This is a genomic window from Streptomyces sp. NPDC045287 (genome assembly GCF_056432325.1).
Window position 1 is genome coordinate 266822 of record NZ_JBWKJG010000003.1, and the last position, 20569, is coordinate 287390.

The window sequence follows — 20569 nt, forward strand, 5'->3', positions numbered from 1 at the left end:
TCGGCGCGAGCGGAGGAGATGGGCCGTGTCGGTCGGAGGGTGGAGACCGGAGGAGCAGGGGGAGCCGCGGCAGCAGCCGCACGGGCAGGCGCGTGAGCAGCGGCGGATCGTCGGCCGCTACCGTCTGGAGGCCCGGCTGGGCCGCGGCGGGATGGGGACCGTGTGGCGCGCCCACGACGAGCTGTTGGGCCGACAGGTCGCCGTGAAGGAGCTCCACGTCGACGCGGACGCCTCGGGCGACGGCGACGAGGCCGTCGACGCCACGCTGCGCGAGGCGCGCGCCGTGGCCCGGGTGCACCACCCGCACATCGTCTGCGTCCACGACGTGGTGGAGGAGGACGGCGTCCCGTTCATCGTGATGGAGTTCGTCGAGGGCGTGTCGCTCGCCGAGCGGATCGCCGTACGGGGCCCGGTGGAGGCGCACGAGGCGGCCCGGATCGGCCTGGCGCTGCTGTCCGCGCTGCGCGCCGCGCACGCGATCGGGGTGCTGCACCGGGACCTGAAACCGGCCAACGTGCTGGTGGAGGAGGCCACCGGGCGGGTCGTCCTGACCGACTTCGGGATCGCCCAGTTGGCGGGGGCGAGCACGCTGACCGAGACGGGCATGTTCGTCGGCTCGCCCGAGTACACCGCGCCGGAGCGGATGCAGGGCCACCGGGCGGGCCCGGCGGCGGACCTGTGGTCGCTGGGGGCGCTGCTGTGCGCGGTGATGACGGGGCACTCGCCCTTCCACCGCGACTCGTTGGGCGGCATCCTGCACGCCGTGGTGGAGGCGGAGATCCGCCCGCCCGCCGCCGCGGGGCCGCTGCTGCCCGTCGTGCGGGGGCTGCTGGAGCGCGATCCGGCCCGCAGGATCGACGGGGCGGAGGCGGAGCGGCTGTTGCGGGCGTACGCGGTGGGCGGCCCCGCGGGCGTCGTGGGCGCGGCGGTGGCGGCGCCCGGCGGCGCGGGGCCGGCCGACGCGGGGCGGGGCGACGCGCCGGCGGCCCACGACCGGCCCGACGAGGGCCGGCCGGGCGGGCAGGGCGGGCAGGGGGACGCGCCGCACGGGGCGCGTTCGCACGCCGTGCCGCCCGCGCGGGCCCGGGACCGGGTCCGGCACATGGTCAGGGCGCTGCCCAGCAGGTCCTCGCCCGCCGTCCCGGACGCGCCCGCGGCGCCCGCCGTCCCGGACGTTCCCGCCGCCCCGGAGGTGCCGGACGTACCGGAGGCGGCGGGCCTCCCGGGCGTCTCGCCCCTGGGACAGGCGGTCGGCGTGCCGGAGCGCGGCCCCGCCGCGCCCACCCTGCCCGCGCCGCCGCCCGTCGGCACCGAGCCCCAGGACGCCGTGCTCCCCGACGCCGTCCCCGGAGCCGGCCCCGACGGGGCCGGGACCCCGCCGCCGTCGTACGGGCCGCCGTCGTACGGGCCGCCCTCCGGCGCGCCGCCGTACGACGCCCCGCCCCCCTACGGCACGCCGCCCTCCGGCGCGCCCCCCTCCGACCTTCCGCCGCCCTCCGGGGTCCCGCCGTACGACTCCCCTCCCTACGGCACCCCGCCGCCCACCGGCGCGGCTCCGGACGGCACCTCCCGGCGGCGGGGTCGGCCGGCCGGCCCCGCCGCCGCGCCCCTCGTCGTCGCCCTCGTCGCCGCCATCGCCGCCGCGGTCGGCCTCGGCGTCGCCCTGCTGCTGACAATGCGCTGATCAGGGCTTATTTGCCAGTGAACGCTGGCGTGATGCGGGCGCACGGTGAAAAGCTGTTACCGCCGGGTACCCAAAGGGCCCGCATCCGCATACCCTCGCCCCCATGACGGACACGCAGGCCCCCGCCCACGCCACCGGCTCCCCCTCCCCCTCCGCGTCCACGCCGGCCACCCCGTCGCCGGGGGCACCCGCCCCCGGGCCCACGAACCCCGTGGCCCCCGCGCCCGCCGGCGCGCGCACCGCCGCCGACGTGGTGACGCCCGAGGTGGTCGTCCGGCTCACCCGCGGCGTCGTCGGCTCCGGACGGACCGCCAACCACACCCCGTTCACCGGGGAGCGGCTGGCCGAACTGCCCGAGTCCACCCCCGAGGACGTGGCGGAGGCGTTCGCCCGCGCCCGCGCCGCCCAGACCGCCTGGGCGGCCGTACCCGTCCGCCGCCGCGCCGCCGTCCTGCTCCGCTTCCACGACCTGCTCCTGGAGCGCCAGGCGGAGGTCCTCGACCTCATCCAGTTGGAGACCGGCAAGGCGCGCCTGCACGCCCACGAGGAGGTCCAGGCCGTCTCGATCGCGGCCCGCCACTACGGCGTGCGCGCCGCCTCGTACCTGAACCCGAAGCGGCGCACCGGCGCCGTGCCGGTCCTCACCAAGGTGACCGAGTTGCGCCAGCCGCGCGGCGTCGTCGGCCAGATCGCGCCGTGGAACTACCCGCTGGAACTGTCCGTCGGCGATGCGCTGCCCGCCTTCGCCGCCGGCAACGCCGTCGTCATGAAGCCCGACACGGAGACCGCGCTGACCGCCCTGTGGGCGCGCGACCTGCTCGTCGAGGCGGGGCTGCCCGCCGAGGTGTTCCAGGTCGTCCTCGGCGACGGCCCGGTCGTCGGCCCCGAGGTCGTCAAGCACGCCGACTACGTGTCGTTCACCGGCTCCACCCGCACCGGCCGCGAGGTCGCCCGGGGCGCGGCGGCCCGGCTCGTCGGCGTCTCCCTCGAACTCGGCGGCAAGAACCCGATGCTGGTCCTGCGCGACGCCGACGTCGAGAAGGCCGCCGCCGGCGCCGTCCGCGCCTGCTTCTCCTCCGCCGGTCAGCTGTGCATCTCCATCGAGCGGCTGTACGTCCACGAGTCCGTCGCGGACGCGTTCCTGGAGCGGTTCGTCGCCCGCACCAAGGCGATGCGGCTCGGCACGTCCCTCGCGTACGGCGCCGACATGGGATCCCTCGTCGGCGAGCGGCAGTTGGAGACCGTCACCCGGCACGTCGAGGAGGCCGTGGCCAAGGGCGCCCGGGTCCTCGCGGGCGGCGTTCCCCGCCCCGACATCGGACCCCTCTTCTACGAGCCGACCGTTCTCGAAGGCGTCGACGCGTCGATGGCGGTGTGCGCCGAGGAGACCTTCGGCCCGGTCGTCTCCGTGTACCGCTTCACCGACGAGGACGAGGCGGTCGAGCGTGCCAACGCCACCGCGTACGGCCTCAACGCCAGCGTCTGGACGAAGGACGGCCGCCGCGGCCTCGCCGTCGCCGCCCGGCTGCGCGCCGGCACCGTGAACGTCAACGAGGGGTACGGGGCCGCGTACGGCAGCGTCCAGGCGCCCATGGGCGGCATGAAGGACTCGGGCCTGGGCCGCCGGCACGGCTCGGAGGGCATCCTCAAGTACACGGAGGCCCAGACGGTCGCCCAGCAGCGCGTGATGCCGCTCGCCCCCTCCTTCGGAATGGACGACGAGAAGTACGCGGCGTTCATGAGCCGCAGCCTGCGGCTGATGAAGGCCCTGCGCCTGCGCTGACGACGGGCGGGCGCGCGCCGCCCGCCCACCCCCTTCGGTACGAGGAGAGCCATGTCCGAGGTCCCCCCTGCCCAGAACCAGCCGGAAACCGCACGGAACGCCCTCGACGACACCGCGTACGACTACGACGTCGTCGTCGTGGGCTCCGGGTTCGGCGGCTCCGTCGCGGCGCTCCGCCTCACCGAGAAGGGCTACCGCGTCGGCGTCCTGGAGGCCGGCCGCCGCTTCACCCCGGCCACCCTGCCGAAGACCTCCTGGGACCTGCGCAACTACCTGTGGGCCCCCGCGCTCGGCCTGTACGGCCTCCAGCGCGTCCACCTCCTCGGCAACGTCATGGTCCTCGCGGGCGCCGGCGTCGGCGGCGGCTCCCTCAACTACGCCAACACCCTCTACGTACCGCCACCCGCGTTCTTCCAGGACGGGCAGTGGGCGTCCATCACCGACTGGCAGGACGAACTCGCCCCGTACTACGACCAGGCCAAGCGCATGCTCGGCGTCCGCCTCAACCCGACCACGACCCCCTCCGACGTCCACCTCCAGGCGGCCGCGCGGGCCATGGGCGTCGGCGACACCTTCCACCTGGCGCCCGTCGGGGTCTTCTTCGGCGACGGCCGGGACGCGGACGGCACCACCAGGGCCGCCCCCGGCGACCGGGCCCCCGACCCGTACTTCGGCGGCGCCGGCCCCGCCCGCCGCGCCTGCACCGAGTGCGGCGGGTGCATGACGGGCTGCCGGCACGGCGCGAAGAACAGCCTCACGGAGAACTACCTGTACCTCGCGGAGAAGGCCGGCGCCGTCATCCACCCGATGACCACCGTCACGGCCGTGACCGAGGACGGCGACGGCGGCCACCTCGTGCGCACCGTCCCCACCGACCGCCGCAGGAAGGGCATCCCGCGCACCTACCGCGCCCGGTACGTCGTCGTCGCGGCCGGCACGTACGGCACGCAGACCCTCCTCCACCGCATGAAGGACCAGGGGCTGCTGCCCCGCCTCTCCGACCGGCTCGGGGAGCTGACCCGCACCAACTCCGAGGCCCTCGTCGGCGCCCTGACCACCGACCGCCGCTACCGCAGGCGGCACGGCGCGCCCCGGGTCGACTTCACGCGGGGCGTCGCCATCACGTCGTCGATCCACCCCGACGAGAACACCCACATCGAGCCCGTCCGCTACGGCAAGGGCTCCAACGCGATGGGCTCCCTGTCGATCCTCCAGGTCCCGTACGCGAAGAACCGCGTCGCCGCCTGGCTCGGCAACGTCGCCCGCCACCCCGTCCAGACGCTGCGGTCCCTGTCCAACCGCCGCTGGTCGGAGCGGACCATCATCGGCCTCGTCATGCAGTCGCTCGACAACTCCCTGACCACGTACCGCAAGCCCGGCGGCATCGGCAAGGGCCTGCTCACCGCCCGCCAGGGCCACGGCGCCCCGAACCCCAAGCAGATCCCCGAGGCGACACGGGCGGCGTCCCTGATCGCCGAGGAGATCAACGGTTTCGCCGGCTCCAACGTCGGCGAGCTGATGGGCACCCCGCTCACCGCCCACTTCCTGGGCGGCTGCGTCATCGGCGCCACCGCGCGGGACGGCGTCATCGACCCGTACCACCGGCTCCACGGCCACCCCGGCATCTCCGTCGTGGACGGCGCGGCCGTCTCGGCGAACCTCGGGGTGAACCCGTCCCTCACCATCACCGCGCAGGCGGAGCGCGCCATGTCCCTCTGGCCCAACAAGGGCGAACCGGACCCCCGCCCCGCCCAGGGCGCCCCCTACGCGCGCGTGGCGCCCGTCGCACCCAGGTCGCCGGCCGTCCCGCAGGACGCCTTCGCGGCACTGCGGCTGCCGTTCCTGGGCATGCCGAAGGTCCCGCCGAAGAAGCCCGACGCCTGACGGCCGCCGTCCGGCGACTGCTGCCGCTGCTCGATGGCTGGTGGCCGCCGATGGCCGCGGCCTGGAAGTCACCGCCCGGTGGTGGATCCTGGGCGGACGCGGCCGGGCGGCTGCCGCTTGGTGGTGACCGTCTGGCGGCGGTCCTGGGTGGCTGCTGGGGGTGGCGGTCATCCGGCGGTGACCCCGGGCGGCCGGTGCCGGACGTGGTCCCGAGCGGTCGCCGCCTGACGGCCGCCACTGCCTGACGGCCGCCGTCCGGCGGCGGAAACGGCAGAGAGGCGCTGCGCCCCCCTCCGAGCGCAGCGCCTCCCTTGTCTCGGGCGCGTCCGTTACGCGGCGGCACCGTTCTGGCGGCGCTTCAGCGCGAAGACGACACCGGCACCGGCGACGACGGCGATGCCACCGGCGATCCCGATGATCGGCAGCGTGGAGCTGGAACCGGTCTCGGCGAGGTTGCCGGTGACCGGGAGCTGCTTGATGTCACCCTGCGGCTTGGTGTCCGGCTTGTCGGCGTCCTTGCCCTGGCCGTCGCCCGGGGTGGCCTCGCCCGGGTCGTCGACGGAGGAGCCCGGCTTCAGCACGACGAAGTCGACCAGCGCGCCGTTCTCGGCGATGCACTCCTGGCCCTTGACGTCACCGATGTAGCCGCCGCTGCCCAGGGCGTAGCCGTCACCGGCCGGGGCGGCCTTGTCGATGCGGACGCGGAGGTCGATCTCCACGAAGTCCTTCGACTTCATGGTCTCGACGCCCCAGAAGTAGCCGCCGGCCCACTCCTTGTCGCCGATGCCGATCCACTCGTTGCTGTTCGGCACCTTGAACTGCAGGTCGACGTACTGGCTGAGCCACTTGGACTCGTCTTCCTCGTAGTTCTCGACCACGGCGTAGAAGGCGACCTCCTTGAGGTCGAGCTTCGACTTGTTGGTGATGGTGAGGCGGAAGTCCTCCCAGCCGCTGCCGGCCACGATCTTGCCGGGCAGGCCGGAGATCTTGGCGTCGAGGGCCTTCTCCTCGAAGTTCTCGTCGATGTCCTCGCAGTACTTCAGCTCATCGTCCTCGTCCTCGCCCGGGGTGGTGCTGGGGGACGGGGAGGGGGACGCGCTGGTGGAGGGGGCCGGGGAGGTGCTGGCGCTGTTGGACGGGGCCGGCGTCTCGGTCTTCGTCTCGTCGGCGGACGGCGTCGGGGTCGCGGAAGCGGACGCGCTCGTGTCGTCGGACGGGGCCGGCTCGCCGGTCTTCGTCTCGTCGTCGGACGGGGTCGCGGCCGGCGAGGACTCCGTCGTCGACGGCGTGACGCCCGCCGCGTACGCGGCCGGGGCCACGAGGAAGGCGGCGGGCGTGATGACGGCGGTCGCGGCGGCGACGGCCATGGCGCGGCGAAGCTTCAAGTCAAGACCTCGTGGTCTGAGGCGTACCGCTGGGTACGGCACGGAGTCTGGTGGGCCCCCGCTCCGTCGCGTGTGACGGGCGTGGCCGTGGGTTTCGCATACATGACCCGCGGTGGGGGCGATTGGTTGCCCATCGACTCACAGGTTCTTTATGTGTCCTGTGTCACGCCGCCGGCGGTCGGCTCCGGCGAGCCCGGGGCGGGTCCGGTGAGGCCGGGGTGGCTCCGGTGAGCTCGGGGCGGGTCCGGTGAGCCCGGAGTGGCTCCGGTGAGCTCGGGCGGGTCCGGAGGGCGGCGGATGCGGGTACGGCCCGTCCGGCGCGGTACGCATGGGGGGCGGCCGGCACCGGGCGTCCCCGGAGCCGGCCGCCCCTCGGGGTGACCGGGCTGCTGTCCCCTGCCGCCCGGTCACACACGCCGGAGCGCGGTCCCACGGCGCACACGCGATGCGCCACACGCTCCGGCGAAGTCACGCGCTGGCGCGGACACTGGGACCAACGACACACGGTGGTCCGGGTCACGCACCGTACGGGTGAGAGGCGCGCCCGACCTCAGACGCGGCCCCGGCACAGCTCCAGCACCGTCATCGCCAGCGCTGTGCCCGGCTTGCCCAGGGCGTCCCTGTAGCGGCCCAGCACCTCCATCTCGCGCGCGAGGTTCACCCGACGGCCGCCCGAGCCGATGCGGGCCTCCTGGATGACGGCCGAGACGGCGATGCGCTCCTGGATGAGGCCGATGATCCGGTCGTCGAGCGCGTCGATGCGCTCCCGCGCGCCCGTGATCACCCGGGCGGCGTCGTCCGTGCGGGCGCCGGTCTTCTCTGCGGCGGTCATGGCGGTCACGGGGGCTGTGGTGGGCACGGGGGTGGCGGGGGCCGCTGCGGGCGTCCTGGTGGGGGTGTTCGTGGTGGTCATCGTCGGGGGCTCCTCGTGTCTCGCGGGGCCCCGGGGCGGCGGTACGGCCCGGTGGACGACGACGGACGCCCCGGGCCTTGTCGGCCCGGGGCGCCTGGGAAGTCGCTTGTCAGTAGTTGCTCAAGCAGCACGACCATGGCAGCCGGACCAGCCGGTGCCATAGGTAAAGACGAAGGTCGAGTGCGTGAGCATGGCCGCAAGTATGGACCCGCGGGCGGTGCCGCGGCCAGCCGGGCCGCCGACCGGTTCGGATGGTGAGACGAAACGGTTGTCGGCCACGCCGGTAGAATTGACTGATACCGACCCCCTCCCACCGCCGGAAGGCCGCCGTAGTGTCATCAGCGACCCCCGCTGCCGCCTCGCCCGACACCAACCCGGACGTAGTCCTCGTTGTCGATTTCGGCGCGCAGTACGCCCAGCTCATCGCCCGCCGCGTCCGTGAGGCCCGGGTCTACAGCGAGATCGTCCCGTCCACCATGCCGGTGGCCGAGATGCTGGCCAGGAACCCGAGGGCGATCATCCTCTCCGGCGGCCCCTCGTCCGTGTACGAGGAGGGCGCCCCCCGCCTCGACCGCGCGCTCTTCGAGGCCGGCGTCCCCGTCTTCGGCATGTGCTACGGCTTCCAGCTGATGGCGGTGACCCTCGGCGGCACGGTCGACAACACCGGCGCCCGCGAGTACGGCCGTACGCCGCTGCACGTCAGCAGGAGCGGGTCGACGCTGTTCGAGGGCACTCCCGACGAGCAGTCGGTGTGGATGTCGCACGGCGACGCCTGCTCCGCCGCGCCCGAGGGCTTCGCCGTCACCGCGTCCACGGACGTCGTGCCGGTCGCCGCCTTCGAGAACGACGAGAAGAAGCTGTACGGCGTGCAGTACCACCCCGAGGTGATGCACTCCACGCACGGCCAGCAGATCCTGGAGCACTTCCTCTACCGCGGCGCCGGCATCGAGCCGTCCTGGACGACCGGGAACGTCATCGAGGAGCAGGTCGCGGCCATCCGCGAGCAGGTCGGCGACAAGCGGGCCATCTGCGGCCTGTCCGGCGGCGTCGACTCCGCCGTGGCCGCCGCGCTCGTCCAGCGGGCCATCGGTTCCCAGCTCACCTGCGTATATGTCGACCACGGCCTGATGCGCAAGGGCGAGACCGAGCAGGTCGAGAAGGACTTCGTGGCCGCGACCGGCGTCCAGCTGAAGGTCGTCGACGCGCAGGAGCGCTTCCTCACCGCGCTCGCCGGGGTCACCGACCCCGAGGAGAAGCGCAAGATCATCGGTCGTGAGTTCATCCGCGTCTTCGAGCAGGCGCAGGCGGAGATCATCGCGGAGGCGTCGGGCGACCAGCCCGTCGAGTTCCTGGTGCAGGGCACGCTGTACCCGGACGTCGTCGAGTCCGGCGGCGGCACGGGCACGGCCAACATCAAGTCCCACCACAACGTGGGCGGCCTCCCCGAGGACCTCGAGTTCAAGCTGATCGAGCCGCTGCGGAAGCTGTTCAAGGACGAGGTCCGCATGGTCGGCCAGGAGCTCGGCCTGCCGGAGGAGATCGTCCAGCGGCAGCCGTTCCCGGGCCCCGGCCTCGGTATCCGGATCGTCGGCGAGGTCACCAAGGAGCGCCTGGACCTGCTGCGCGAGGCCGACGCCATCGCCCGCGAGGAGCTGACCGCGGCCGGCCTGGACCGCGAGATCTGGCAGTGCCCCGTCGTCCTGCTCGCGGACGTGCGGTCGGTGGGCGTGCAGGGCGACGGCCGTACGTACGGCCACCCGATCGTGCTGCGCCCGGTCTCGTCCGAGGACGCCATGACCGCGGACTGGACGCGCATGCCGTACGACGTGCTGGCGCGCATCTCGACGCGGATCACCAACGAGGTGAAGGACGTCAACCGCGTCGTCCTCGACGTCACCAGCAAGCCCCCGGGCACCATCGAGTGGGAGTGACCCCGGAGCCCCCGCACCGCCGGGGGCGCCCGGAGTGACCCCGACACCGGTCAGCGAGCCGCCGTCCACAGCCGTGGGCGGCGGCTTCGTCGTCCTGCGCACCCCGCCGCCGGCCGCCCCGCGGCCCCGCCCCTGTTGCCGGTGTCTCGGGGCGGCTGATGCCTCGGGGCGGACGCGACGGGGAGCGGCGAACGAGCCGTGGGCGGCGGCATGCCGCGCACGGTGGGAGGGGACTGCGCGGGACGGGCGGCGCGCTGCTCTCGCCGGGCTCGTGGCCGGTGGCCGGCCGGCAGAGGGCCTTCCATCCGGTCTGCCCGGCGCCACCCTTGTCCGCCGGGGTGCCCGCGCCGCCCGTCGACGCGGTCCCCGTTCCGTGTTCCGTGCCCCGGGGCGGACCGGCCGGGACGGGCGGCGCGCTGCTCTCGGTGGTTGGTGGTTGGTGGCTCGTGGTGGGCGGTTGGCGGTTCGTGGTGGGCGGTGGGCGCTGGGCGGTGGGCGCTGGGTGGTGGGCCGGGAGGGCCCTCTCCACCCCCGGTGGCGAGCCGGCCTACCCGTGGGTGCGGTCGCCCGTACCGGTCGGGGCGCCCGCGTCGTCCGCCGGCGTGACCCCCGCGGCGTGCCGTCGCCGCCCGGCCCGGGTCGCCACCACTGCCGGTACGAGGCCGCAGAGCAGCAGCGGGACCGCCGCGTACCAGGGGGTGTCCCAGGCGCCCGCCGCGTCGCCCCCGTACACGGTGGCGACGACCAGGCCCGTGACACCGGCGATCAGCCGGCCGGGGTGGAACTCATGGCGCAGCACGGGCCACCTCCACCTGCCCGACGGCGATCCGCAGGTCCAGGTCCAGCGTGCCGCCCGGGGCCGTGTCCGGGGGCGGCGGGAGGGTGCGGAAGACCTCCCGGTCCGCCGCCACGCCCAGGCCGTCGGACCGCGCCGGAGCCGTCCGGTCGGCGGTGGGGCCCGCGCCGGGCCGGTCGGGCAGCCGTATCTCCCCGAGGCCCGCCCGCGCGTGGACCCGGACGGTCACGTCGGCGGGCACGGTGACGGCGAGGCGGCCCGCGCCGGCCTCGGCGGTCACCTCCACCGTCCGGCCGCGCGGCACGTCCAGTGCGGACAGGTCGAGCGTGCCGACACCCGAGTCCAGCGCGTAGCGCGGCCGCAGGTCCGCGAGGGACGCCGGGGCCCACTCCTCGCGCGTCCACACCGTGCCGATCTGCGGGGGCAGCGCCGACGCGCCCGCCAGCAGCAGCGCCGTCGCGACCGTCATGAAGACCGTGCCGAAGCCGGTGCGGCCCAGGAACGAGCTGACGGCCAGGCCGAGGGCGAACACGGCGAGCGCGGCCCCGAGCCCGAACTGGAGGCTCACACCGAGGGGATGCCCGCCCCAGGCGGCCGCGGTGCCCGCGCACCCCGCCGCCACGGCGAGGAGCAGGACGGGACCACCGATGGAGCGGGGGCCGCGCGGGGCGGCCGGAGCCCGGGGCGGCACGGCCGGGACCGCGCCCCACGCCCGGTGCGGGTCCTCCCGCAGACCGGCGTGCGGGCCGTCGACCGGGCCCCACAGGTAGCCGACCGGGACGGGGCCGGTCGAGCCGTCCTTGACGATCGGGTCGCGCCACCACGACGGGGCGACCGGTGGGGGCGGTGCCTTCGTCTCCGGCGGGGCGTCGGGCCCGCCCGGGTGCGCCGCGGTGGCCGCCGCCGGTTCCCGCCCGTCGGCGAGCCGGCGCCGCGACCAGACGGCCGCGCCGCCGACCGCGCACACGAGCAGGACCGCGAAGCCGATCGTCTCGCCGTTGCCCCCCACCATCGCCAGGAACAGCCCGCAGCCGACCAGCGCCATCAGGACGGCGACGAGGGACGCGCCGTCGACCCGGCCGGTCAGCAGCCGCCGCACCTCGTTCTCGTCCTCGCCGTCCGCGGTGACGCACAGCCAGGCGAAGCCGTAGAAGATCAGGCCGATGCCGCCGGCCGCGGCGAGCACCCCCGTCACGACCCGGAACACCACCGGGTCGAGGTCGAAGTGCCGTCCGAGGCCCCCGCACACCCCGGCCACCACTTTCTGCCGCGGGGTGCGGCGCAGCGGCGGGCGGTGCGGTGGGGTCCCGGGCGCCTCCGACGAGATGGGCGTCGCGCTTGTCATACGACCATGGTGACCGGCCGCCGCCCGCGACGGCACCCGCCACGACCCTGGCCGGTCCCTGATATTCCGCGGGCCCGCCCCCAGGGGGTGCCGGGGCGCGTCGGGGGCGGTCCGTCGCTTTTCAGGGTCCGGGTCAGGGCCGACCCTGATGTCCCGGTGGGCGGGGCGTGTGACGATCGGTCCATGCCAGCCTCCGTCCACATGCCCGAGACGACCGACGATCCGCCCGTGCGCAGGCTCTACCGCAGCGCCGACGGGCGGATGCTCGGCGGGGTCGCGCGCGGGCTGGCCGGGCACCTCGGGCTGCCGGTGGTGTGGGTGCGGCTCGTGTTCCTCGGGCTGTTCCTCGCGGACGGTCCGCTCGGCGTCCTGCTGTACGCGGCGTTCTGGATCGCCGTGCCGCTCGGCGTGGGCGGCCGCTCCAGCGGGCCGCGCCCGCTGTTCGAGACCACGCGCGACGGGCGCCGCCGCCTGCGCAAGCCCGACAAGGGGCAGGTCGTCGCGCTGGTCGCGCTGCTGACCGGCGCGGCCGTGTTCGTCGGCACGGCCGATGTGGGCGGCGAGGCGAACCGGTACGTGTGGCCGACCCTCCTCGTCGGCGTCGGCGTCGTCCTGGTGTGGCGGCAGGTCGACAACGCGCGCCGCGCCCGCTGGACCGGGTCGGGCCGCAGCAAGCGGCTGCTCCAGTTGGCCCGCGGCCTGGCCGGGGTGGCGCTCGTCGGCATGGGCCTGACGGTGTTCCTGGTGGTGCGGGGCTCCGCCGCCCAGTTGGGCACGGCGCTGACGGCGGCGATAGCGGTGCTGGCCGGCATGGCGCTGCTCGCGGGACCCTGGCTCGTACGCATGTCGCAGGACCTGTCCGAGGAGCGGACCATGCGCATCCGCGCGCAGGAGCGCGCCGAGGTCGCCGCGCACGTCCACGACTCGGTGCTGCACACGCTGACGCTGATACAGCGCAGCGCCGAGGACGCCGCCGAGGTCCGCCGTCTCGCCCGCGCCCAGGAACGGGAGCTGCGGAACTGGCTGTACCGGCCGGAGGGCACCGGCAAGGACGAGGCGGAGGAGCCGGAGACGCTTGCCGACGTCGTCCGGAAGGCCGCCGCCGAGGTCGAGGACCAGCACGGGGTGCCGCTGGAGGTCGTGGTCGTCGGCGACTGCCCGCTCGACGAGAGGCTGGCCGCACAGATGCAGGCCGCGCGCGAGGCGATGGTCAACGCCGCCAAGTACGGTGGCGGGGGCGGCGCCGTGCAGGTCTACGCGGAGGTCGAGGGCCGTACGGTCTTCGTGTCCGTACGGGACCGGGGCCCCGGGTTCGACCTCGACTCCGTGCCCGCCGACCGGATGGGCGTACGCGAGTCGATCATCGGCCGGATGCGGCGCAACGGCGGTACTGCGCGCGTGCGGTCGGCGCCGGGCGACGGCACGGAGGTCGAGCTGGAGATGGACAGGGTGGAGGAGGCGGACGGATGACGACGACGACCGGGCAGGCGGCCGGGGGGACGGCGGAGCGCCGGGTGCGGGTGGTGCTCGTCGACGACCACCGGATGTTCCGCACCGGCGTGCAGGCCGAGATCGGACGCACGGAGGAGACCGGGGTGGAGGTCGTCGGCGAGGCCGCCGACGTGGACCAGGCGGTCACCGTCATCCACGCGACCCGGCCCGAGGTGGTCCTCCTCGACGTGCACCTGCCGGGCGGCGGCGGGGTGGAGGTGCTGCGCCGCTGCGCCCCGCTGGCGGCGGCCGCGGAGAACCCGGTGCGGTTCCTCGCGCTGTCCGTGTCGGACGCGGCGGAGGACGTCATCGGCGTCATCCGGGGCGGCGCGCGCGGGTACGTCACCAAGACCATCACGGGTGCCGACCTGATCGACTCGATCTTCCGGGTGCAGGAGGGCGACGCCGTGTTCTCGCCTCGCCTGGCCGGCTTCGTGCTGGACGCGTTCGCATCCACGGACGCGCCGCCCGTCGACGAGGACCTGGACCGGCTCACCCAGCGCGAGCGGGAGGTGCTGCGGCTCATCGCGCGCGGCTACGCGTACAAGGAGATCGCGAAGCAGCTGTTCATCTCGGTGAAGACGGTCGAGTCGCACGTCTCCGCGGTGCTGCGCAAGCTCCAGCTGTCGAACCGGCACGAGCTGACCCGCTGGGCGACGGCCCGCCGACTGGTGTGACCCGCCGACCGGTGGTCCGCCGACCGGTGTGACCGGCCGGCCCGCGCGCCGCGGCCCGGCCGCCGACGTGCGTCGGGGTGCGCCACGTCGGCGAGCACCGCACGTCGACGCGGGCGGGGAGGTCCCGGCGGTGTCCACCTGGCCGACAGGGCGGCGGGAGGGCGCGGGCGCGACCGCGTCGCCGGCCCGCCGGTGAGCCCCCGGAGTCCCGGCGAACCCCAAGGTCACTGGTGAACCCCAGGGCCCCGACGGCCCCGGGCACGGTTGGGTCAGCCGACGCGGGTGGCGCCCGCCCAGGGCATCTCGTCGATCGACGCGATCCGCACCGTCGAGCCCGTGCGCGGCGCGTGGATCATCCTGCCGCCGCCGACGTAGATCCCGACGTGGCTGACACCGGGGTAGAAGAAGACCAGGTCACCCGGGGCGAGCTGGGAGCGTGCGACCCGCTGCCCGGCGTTGATCTGCGAGTACGTCGTCCGGGGCAGCGACACCCCCGCCGCCCGCCACGCCGCCTGCACCAGCCCCGAGCAGTCGTACCCGGACGGGCCGGTCGCACCCCACAGGTACGGCTTGCCGATCGCCCCGTACGCGTACGAGACGGCCCGCGCGGCGCGACCGGCCGGGGCCTGGGGCCCGCCCGGCGCCCACGCCGCGAGGACGCCGCCGCCGGTGCGGTCGGTGGCCCGCGCGCGCGTGGCGGCGGCCTCGTGGGCGGCGCGTTCGGCGGCGGTGAGGCGGGTCAGGAGCTTCTCGGCGGCGGCGAGCCGGTTCCGGACGGCGGCCTTCTGCCGGTTCAGCTCGGCCTCGTGGGCCCGCAGCTCGCGGACGTGCCCGTCCGCCTCCCTGCGCAGCCGGTCGATCCCGGCGGCCCGGCCGCGCAGGGTCGCCAGCGCGTCGGCCTGCCGGTCGCCGATCCGCTGGGCGAGGGCGGCGCCCCGCAGGTAGCGGTCGGGGTCGGAGGAGAGCACCAGTTGGAAGACGGGGCTCAGGCCGCCGGCGCGGTACTGCGCGGCGGCGGTGGCGCCGAGCACGTCGCGGGCGGCGTTGAGGTGCTCGGTGCGCCGGGCGGCCTCGTCGCGGAGCGCGTCGAGCCGGGCCCGCGCCGCGTCGGCCTTCTCCTTGGCGCCGTTGTACTTCTCGGTCGCGGCCTCCGCCTCGCGGTGGAGCCGGTCGACCTGGTCCTTCACCTGGGCGGGGGTGAGGCGCGGGTCGGCGTGCGCGGGGCCCTCGAAGGCAGTGGCGGTCGCGGCTCCGGCCAGGGCCAGGGTCGCGGCCCTGCGGCCGGCCTGCGCGCCGAACGGGCGCTGCCTGGGCTTCCGATGCGCTGCCACGAGGGCGCTCACTTCCCTTCGGTACCGTGCTGCGGGGCGGCACCGGCGGGGACCGGGACGCCTGGGGGAGGAGGTTAAGGGCGGGTCCCGGGGGAGGTGGCGGGGTGACCGGTATTGGTCGCGGCTGAAGGTTCCGTTGCGGGTCCCGGTCGCACCGCGGCGTCCGGAAGCACGTGCTCCGTATCGTCCGTGATCGTTGTCGTGAAAGAGGTGGACCTGGCTGGTGGGCGATGGTATGGCCGGGGTTAGGCTCCGCCCCATGAACGTCCTCATCAACGTCTTCGTCGCCCTGCACGTCATCGGCATCGCCGCCCTCCTCGGAGGCTTCCTGACCCAGATGAAGGCGATGGGAGCGGGCACGGCCCGCATGGTTCCGGCCATGCTGCACGGCGCGCTGACCATGCTCGTGACCGGCATGGCCCTGGTGGGCCTCAACCAGGCCGAGGGCGCCGCCGTCGACAACGTCAAGATCGGCGTCAAGCTGGCACTGCTGGTGGTCATCCTCGGCCTGGTCTACGTGAAGCGGGACGACGAACGCGTCGGCAGGGGCCCGTTCGCCGCGGTGGGCGCCCTGACGGTGGTGAACATCTTCATCGCCACCCTGTGGACCTGACCCCTCCGGACCGTCCCCTCTTCGGGACCTTACCCCTCCCGGGACCGCCTCCTCTCGGGCCGCCCCTTCCCGGGACCGCCTCCTCTCGGACCGCTCCTTCTCGGGACCGCCTCCTCCCGGGACCGTCCCTTCCCAGGGCCGCCCCTCCCGCCGTGCCGTGCGTCGCCGCCGCGTCGCTGTGCGTGAGGGGCCCGGTTCCGGCCCGGTCTGTCAGTGGGGCCGCCTAGACTCGGTAGGCGATGAGCAGCCTCTTTGACGACAGCTTCCTGGCGGACCTCCGCGACCACCCCGCGGAGGAGCCCCCGCCGCCCGAGGACTCCGAAGCCCCCCCGGCCGCGGAGGAGGTCCCGTACGACCTCTTCGAGGGGAAGTTCGACGCGCCCCCGGTCCGCGACCCGTACTACCGGGACGGCTCCCCGCGCCCGGTCGTCGACCCGGGTGCCCTGCTGGAGGGGCTGAACGAGCAGCAGCGCGCCGCCGTCGTCCACACGGGCTCGCCGCTCCTCATCGTCGCCGGCGCGGGCTCCGGCAAGACCCGCGTCCTCACGCACCGCATCGCCCACCTCCTCGCCACCCGGGACGTCCACCCGGGGCAGATACTGGCCATCACGTTCACGAACAAGGCCGCCGGCGAGATGAAGGAGCGCGTCGAGCAGCTCGTCGGCCCGCGCGCCCACGCGATGTGGGTGATGACCTTCCACAGCGCGTGCGTCCGCATCCTGCGCCGCGAGTCCAAGCGGCTCGGCTTCACGTCGTCGTTCTCGATCTACGACGCCGCCGACTCCAAGCGCCTCATGGCCCTGGTCTGCCGCGACCTGGACCTCGACCCGAAGCGGTACCCGCCGAAGTCCTTCAGCGCCAAGGTCTCCAACCTCAAGAACGAGCTCATCGACGAGGAGACCTTCGCCGACCAGGCGGCGGACGGCTTCGAGAAGACCCTCGCCGAGGCGTACCGCATGTACCAGGCGCGGCTCCGCGAGGCCAACGCCCTGGACTTCGACGACATCATCATGACAACGGTCCACCTGCTCCAGGCGTTCCCGGACGTCGCCGAGCACTACCGCCGCCGCTTCCGCCACGTCCTCGTCGACGAGTACCAGGACACGAACCACGCCCAGTACACGCTCGTCCGCGAGCTGGTCGGCCCGTCCGGCGACGCGGAGCACCCGCCGTCCGAGCTGTGCGTCGTCGGCGACGCCGACCAGTCGATCTACGCCTTCCGCGGGGCGACCATCCGCAACATCCTCCAGTTCGAGGAGGACTACCCGAACGCGACGACGATCCTGCTGGAGCAGAACTACCGTTCCACGCAGACCATCCTGTCCGCCGCCAACGCGGTGATCGAGCGCAACGAGAGCCGCCGCCCCAAGAACCTGTGGACGAACGCCGGCGCGGGCGCCCGCATCACCGGCTACGTCGCGGACACGGAGCACGACGAGGCGCAGTTCGTCGCCGACGAGATCGACCGGCTCACCGACGCCGGTGAGGCGAAGGCGGGCGACGTCGCCGTCTTCTACCGGACCAACGCCCAGTCGCGCGTCTTCGAAGAGGTCTTCATCCGCGTCGGCCTGCCCTACAAGGTCGTCGGCGGCGTCCGCTTCTACGAGCGCAAGGAGGTCCGCGACGTCCTCGCGTACCTGCGCGTCCTGGCCAACCCGGAGGACGCCGTCCCGCTGCGCCGCATCCTCAACGTGCCGAAGCGCGGCATCGGCGAGCGCGCCGAGGCCATGATCGAGGCCCTCGCCCTGCGCGAGAGGATCACGTTCCCGCAGGCGCTGAAGCGGGTCGACGAGGCGTACGGCATGGCGGCCCGCTCCACGAACGCCGTGAAGCGGTTCAACACGCTGATGGAGGAGCTGCGCACGGTCGTCGAGTCCGGCGCCGGCCCCGCCGTCGTCCTGGAGGCCGTCCTGGAGCGCACCGGGTACCTCGCGGAGCTCCAGGCGTCGACGGACCCGCAGGACGAGACGCGGATCGAGAACCTGCAGGAGCTCGCCGCCGTCGCCCTGGAGTTCGAGCAGGAGCGAGGCGAGGGCGAGGGGACGGGCACGCTCGCCGAGTTCCTGGAGCAGGTCGCCCTCGTCGCGGACTCCGACCAGATCCCGGACGGCGACGAGGACGGCGACGGCGTCATCACGCTCATGACGCTGCACACGGCCAAGGGCCTGGAGTTCCCGGTGGTGTTCCTGACGGGCATGGAGGACGGCGTCTTCCCGCACATGCGGGCCCTCGGCCAGACCAAGGAGCTGGAGGAGGAGCGCCGCCTCGCGTACGTGGGCATCACGCGCGCGCGGGAGCGGCTCTACCTGACGCGCTCGTCGATGCGCAGCGCCTGGGGCCAGCCCGCGTACAACCCGCCGTCGCGGTTCCTGGAGGAGATCCCACCGCAGCACGTGGAGTGGAAGCGCACGGGCCGGACGGCCGCCGCCCCGGCCGGCCCGTCGAGCCCGGCGTCGGGCGTCGCCGCCTCCCTGTCGGCGTCGCGGTCCCGCTCGGGCCCATCCGGCTTCGCGACGCGGCGTACGGCGGACAAGCCGGTGGTCGCGCTGACCGTGGGCGACCGGGTCACGCACGACCAGTTCGGCCTCGGCACGGTGACGGCGGTGACGGGGACGGGCGGCGACGCGCAGGCGACCATCGACTTCGGTGACGGCAAGCCGAAGCGGCTGCTGCTGCGGTACGCGCCGGTCGAGAAGCTGTAGGGGCGGTACGGAGCCGGGGCGCCGGGCGGGCGGTGAACGGCCGCTCGGCGCCCCGGCCGCCGGGGCCGGGGCTGGGCCGGTGAGCCGTCCGCGCGACGAGCCGATCCGGGCGCGGCCGTCGGGCCGATCCGGTGCGGCCGTCGGGCCGGTCGGTCGGGCCAGGGCAGTTGGAGCCAGTCGGCCGGTCGGGTCAGGTTGGGTCAGCCGGTCGGGCGAGGAGGCCGGGTCGGGCCGAGCCAACCGGTCGGGCCAGGGCGGTTGGAGCCAGTCGGCCGGGGCGAAGGGGCCGGGCCAGGGCGGTTGCGCCAGTCGGCCGGGGCGAGGAGGCGTCGGGGGAGGAGGCCGGGCCAGCCGGTCGGATCAGCCGGTCGGGTTGAGGCCGTGTCCTCGGAGCCACGCCTCGGGGTCGATCGCGGTGCCGCCGCCCGGCCGCACCTCGAAGTGCAGGTGCGGGCCGGTGGAGTTGCCGGAGTTGCCCGAGTACGCGATGACGTCGCCCGCCTTGACGGAGCCCGAGCGGATCTTGGCGCTGCTCAGGTGGCAGTACCAGGTCTCGGTGCCGTCCTTGGCGGTGACGATGACCATGTTCCCGTACGCGCTGTTCCACTGGGTGCGCACGGTGCCGTCCGTCGCCGCCATCACGGGCGTGCCGTACTGGACGGGGAAGTCGATGCCGGTGTGCAGGGACATCCAGTTGACGCCCGCCTGGCCGTAACCGGCGCTCAGCTGGCGCAGCTGCACCGGGAGCGCGAACTTGGGGCGCATGGCCTCGCGGAGCCTCGCATCCTCCTCGCGCTTCTTGCGCTCCGCCTCCTGGCGGGCCTTGAGGTCGAGGCGCTCCTGGGTGCGGCTGGCGCGGTCGCTGAAGTCGAGGGCCTCGGCGTCGAGCGCGGCGAGCTGGGTGTCGAGGGCGCTGTTGGCGACGGCCGGCTTCGGGGCGGCAGGGTCGGCGGCGGTCACCGCCTTGCCGTCGTCCTTCTGCTCGGTGCCGGTGAGTCCGCTGACGGACGCGGCGGCGATCCCGGCGACCCCCATCACGCACGCCGAGGGCACGGCGACGGTCAGCAGCGCGGAACGCCGGGCGGGGGTGCGACGCCTGCCGCGGCTGCCGCCGGCGCGGCGGGTCGGGCGCGGGGCGGGAGCGACGGCGACGGTCTCGCCCAGCGTCTCCAGCGTCTCCGTCGACGGGCCGTCGTCGGCGAGGTCGTCCGCCTCGGACGCGGAGCCGTCGGCGTGCGGGTCGTCGTCGGGCTCGGTCCCGGGACCGGCGACCGCCTCCGGCTCGGCCGGGAGGGCCTCGGCCTGGGGGGTGTCGTCGACAGCGGAGTAGTCGTACTGCTCGGGGACGAACGTCCCGGTGGTCTCTTCGGGCGCGTAGTTCCACGCGGTCGCGTCGTAGGAACCGGTCCCGTAGGAATCCGTGCCGTACGTTCCGGTGCCGAAGGGCTCGGTGCCGTAGGAGTCGGCGCCCGGCACGTACCACTGGCCGGTCGTCTCGTACGTGGCCGCCGTCGCCGAGTACTGCGGGTCGTCCTGCGGCGGGGCCCAGGCCGTGGTGTCCCACTGGCCGGACTGGTCCGCGTACGCGGCGTACGCGGAGGTGGCGGACGCGTCGGGCCACTGCGCGGCGTCGTACTGGCCGCCGTGCCCGGTGTCGTAGCCACCGTAGAGGGAGTCGGCCGTCCGGTAGGCGCCGGTGTCGTAGGAACCGGTGCCGTACGCGGGGGCCTGGTGACCGCCGTTGTCGAAGCCGCTCTCACTGGTCGTGAAACTGCCCGTGGCGTACACGTCGTCTTCGACGTAGCCGGCGTGGGGGTGCTGGTCGTTCACCAACTTCTCTCTCGCCTCGGCAGCAGGACCAGTTCCGGGCCGGCCCTGACGGGGACCCGGAGGGGAAGCAGTGGGCGCGACTGTACCCGGCGGTATGCGCAACCGACAATCTTCGGTGGGGTTTACCGCCCGAGGAAACGGGCATTCGGTCGCCTTTCGGCGGAGCGCACACCGAGCCTTGGCGGTACGTTCGAAATTCGTTCG

General features: G+C 74.5%; 14 protein-coding genes. 8 read left to right on the plus strand and 6 right to left on the minus strand.

Annotated elements, in window-relative coordinates:
• Positions 1–25: 25 nt before the first annotated feature.
• From AC07D6_RS07095 to AC07D6_RS07105, 3 genes are all read left to right on the plus strand, one after another.
• Positions 26–1684, plus strand: a complete 1659-nt coding sequence (locus AC07D6_RS07095) for a serine/threonine-protein kinase (protein ID WP_479042657.1) — start codon at positions 26–28, stop codon at positions 1682–1684.
• 103 nt (positions 1685–1787) lie between these two features.
• Positions 1788–3467 carry a succinic semialdehyde dehydrogenase gene (locus AC07D6_RS07100; protein WP_479042659.1) on the plus strand — a complete coding sequence of 560 codons (1680 nt, stop codon included), beginning with the start codon at positions 1788–1790 and terminating at the stop codon, positions 3465–3467.
• A 51-nt stretch (positions 3468–3518) separates the two neighbouring features.
• Positions 3519–5351: a GMC oxidoreductase gene (locus AC07D6_RS07105; protein ID WP_479042661.1), complete on the plus strand. Its 1833-nt coding sequence runs from the start codon at positions 3519–3521 to the stop codon at positions 5349–5351.
• A gap of 329 nt (positions 5352–5680) precedes the next feature.
• Here AC07D6_RS07105 and AC07D6_RS07110 read toward each other — a convergent pair whose 3' ends face one another.
• The gene (locus AC07D6_RS07110; RefSeq protein WP_479042664.1) at positions 5681–6736 is read right to left on the minus strand and encodes an LAETG motif-containing sortase-dependent surface protein; all 1056 of its coding nucleotides are present in this window, start codon (positions 6734–6736) and stop codon (positions 5681–5683) included.
• A gap of 550 nt (positions 6737–7286) precedes the next feature.
• Positions 7287–7649 (minus strand): chorismate mutase, encoded by a 363-nt coding sequence (locus tag AC07D6_RS07115; RefSeq protein ID WP_479042667.1) that lies wholly within the window; start codon positions 7647–7649, stop codon positions 7287–7289.
• 332 nt (positions 7650–7981) lie between these two features.
• On the opposite strand from AC07D6_RS07115, the gene guaA reads away from it, so the two are divergent.
• Positions 7982–9580 (plus strand): glutamine-hydrolyzing GMP synthase, encoded by a 1599-nt coding sequence (guaA, locus tag AC07D6_RS07120; RefSeq protein ID WP_479042670.1) that lies wholly within the window; start codon positions 7982–7984, stop codon positions 9578–9580.
• Positions 9581–10127: 547 nt separating this feature from the next.
• Here the strand turns inward: guaA and AC07D6_RS07125 are convergent.
• Positions 10128–10379, minus strand: coding sequence for a hypothetical protein (locus tag AC07D6_RS07125; RefSeq protein WP_479042674.1), 252 nt, complete (start codon positions 10377–10379; stop codon positions 10128–10130).
• Positions 10366–11721, minus strand: a complete 1356-nt coding sequence (locus AC07D6_RS07130) for a PspC domain-containing protein (protein ID WP_479042676.1) — start codon at positions 11719–11721, stop codon at positions 10366–10368. Before AC07D6_RS07130 ends, AC07D6_RS07125 begins: the two co-directional genes overlap by 14 nt.
• A 183-nt stretch (positions 11722–11904) precedes the next feature.
• Here AC07D6_RS07130 and AC07D6_RS07135 point away from each other — a divergent pair, with 183 nt between their 5' ends.
• On the plus strand, positions 11905–13191 hold the full coding sequence (locus AC07D6_RS07135) for a PspC domain-containing protein (RefSeq protein WP_479042678.1): 1287 nt from the start codon (positions 11905–11907) through the stop codon (positions 13189–13191).
• A complete protein-coding gene (locus tag AC07D6_RS07140) occupies positions 13188–13889 on the plus strand; it encodes a LuxR C-terminal-related transcriptional regulator (RefSeq protein WP_479042680.1) in 702 nt (233 codons plus the stop codon). Before AC07D6_RS07135 ends, AC07D6_RS07140 begins: the two co-directional genes overlap by 4 nt.
• Positions 13890–14158: 269 nt before the next feature.
• Here AC07D6_RS07140 and AC07D6_RS07145 read toward each other — a convergent pair whose 3' ends face one another.
• Complete coding sequence (locus tag AC07D6_RS07145) at positions 14159–15220, minus strand: C40 family peptidase (RefSeq protein ID WP_479042682.1); 1062 nt, start codon at positions 15218–15220, stop codon at positions 14159–14161.
• 259 nt (positions 15221–15479) lie between these two features.
• On the opposite strand from AC07D6_RS07145, the gene AC07D6_RS07150 reads away from it, so the two are divergent.
• Together AC07D6_RS07150 and pcrA are read left to right on the plus strand one after the other, a co-directional pair.
• Positions 15480–15833, plus strand: a complete 354-nt coding sequence (locus AC07D6_RS07150) for a hypothetical protein (protein ID WP_479042684.1) — start codon at positions 15480–15482, stop codon at positions 15831–15833.
• 239 nt (positions 15834–16072) lie between these two features.
• Positions 16073–18535, plus strand: coding sequence for a DNA helicase PcrA (gene pcrA / locus AC07D6_RS07155; protein ID WP_315878354.1), 2463 nt, complete (start codon positions 16073–16075; stop codon positions 18533–18535).
• 360 nt (positions 18536–18895) lie between these two features.
• Here pcrA and AC07D6_RS07160 read toward each other — a convergent pair whose 3' ends face one another.
• Positions 18896–20365: a M23 family metallopeptidase gene (locus AC07D6_RS07160; protein WP_479042687.1), complete on the minus strand. Its 1470-nt coding sequence runs from the start codon at positions 20363–20365 to the stop codon at positions 18896–18898.
• Between the last annotated feature and the right edge of the window lie 204 nt (positions 20366–20569).

What these genes read in the sequence shown, in the direction of transcription:
- AC07D6_RS07100 (WP_479042659.1), top strand. Translation starts at nt 1,788, where the DNA reads ATGACGGACACGCAGGCCCCCGCCCACGCCACCGGCTCCCCCTCCCCC.
- AC07D6_RS07105 (WP_479042661.1), top strand. Translation starts at nt 3,519, where the DNA reads ATGTCCGAGGTCCCCCCTGCCCAGAACCAGCCGGAAACCGCACGGAAC.
- AC07D6_RS07115 (WP_479042667.1), bottom strand. Translation starts at nt 7,649, where the DNA reads ATGACCACCACGAACACCCCCACCAGGACGCCCGCAGCGGCCCCCGCC.
- AC07D6_RS07130 (WP_479042676.1), bottom strand. Translation starts at nt 11,721, where the DNA reads ATGACAAGCGCGACGCCCATCTCGTCGGAGGCGCCCGGGACCCCACCG.
- AC07D6_RS07135 (WP_479042678.1), top strand. Translation starts at nt 11,905, where the DNA reads ATGCCAGCCTCCGTCCACATGCCCGAGACGACCGACGATCCGCCCGTG.
- AC07D6_RS07140 (WP_479042680.1), top strand. Translation starts at nt 13,188, where the DNA reads ATGACGACGACGACCGGGCAGGCGGCCGGGGGGACGGCGGAGCGCCGG.
- AC07D6_RS07150 (WP_479042684.1), top strand. Translation starts at nt 15,480, where the DNA reads ATGAACGTCCTCATCAACGTCTTCGTCGCCCTGCACGTCATCGGCATC.
- pcrA (WP_315878354.1), top strand. Translation starts at nt 16,073, where the DNA reads ATGAGCAGCCTCTTTGACGACAGCTTCCTGGCGGACCTCCGCGACCAC.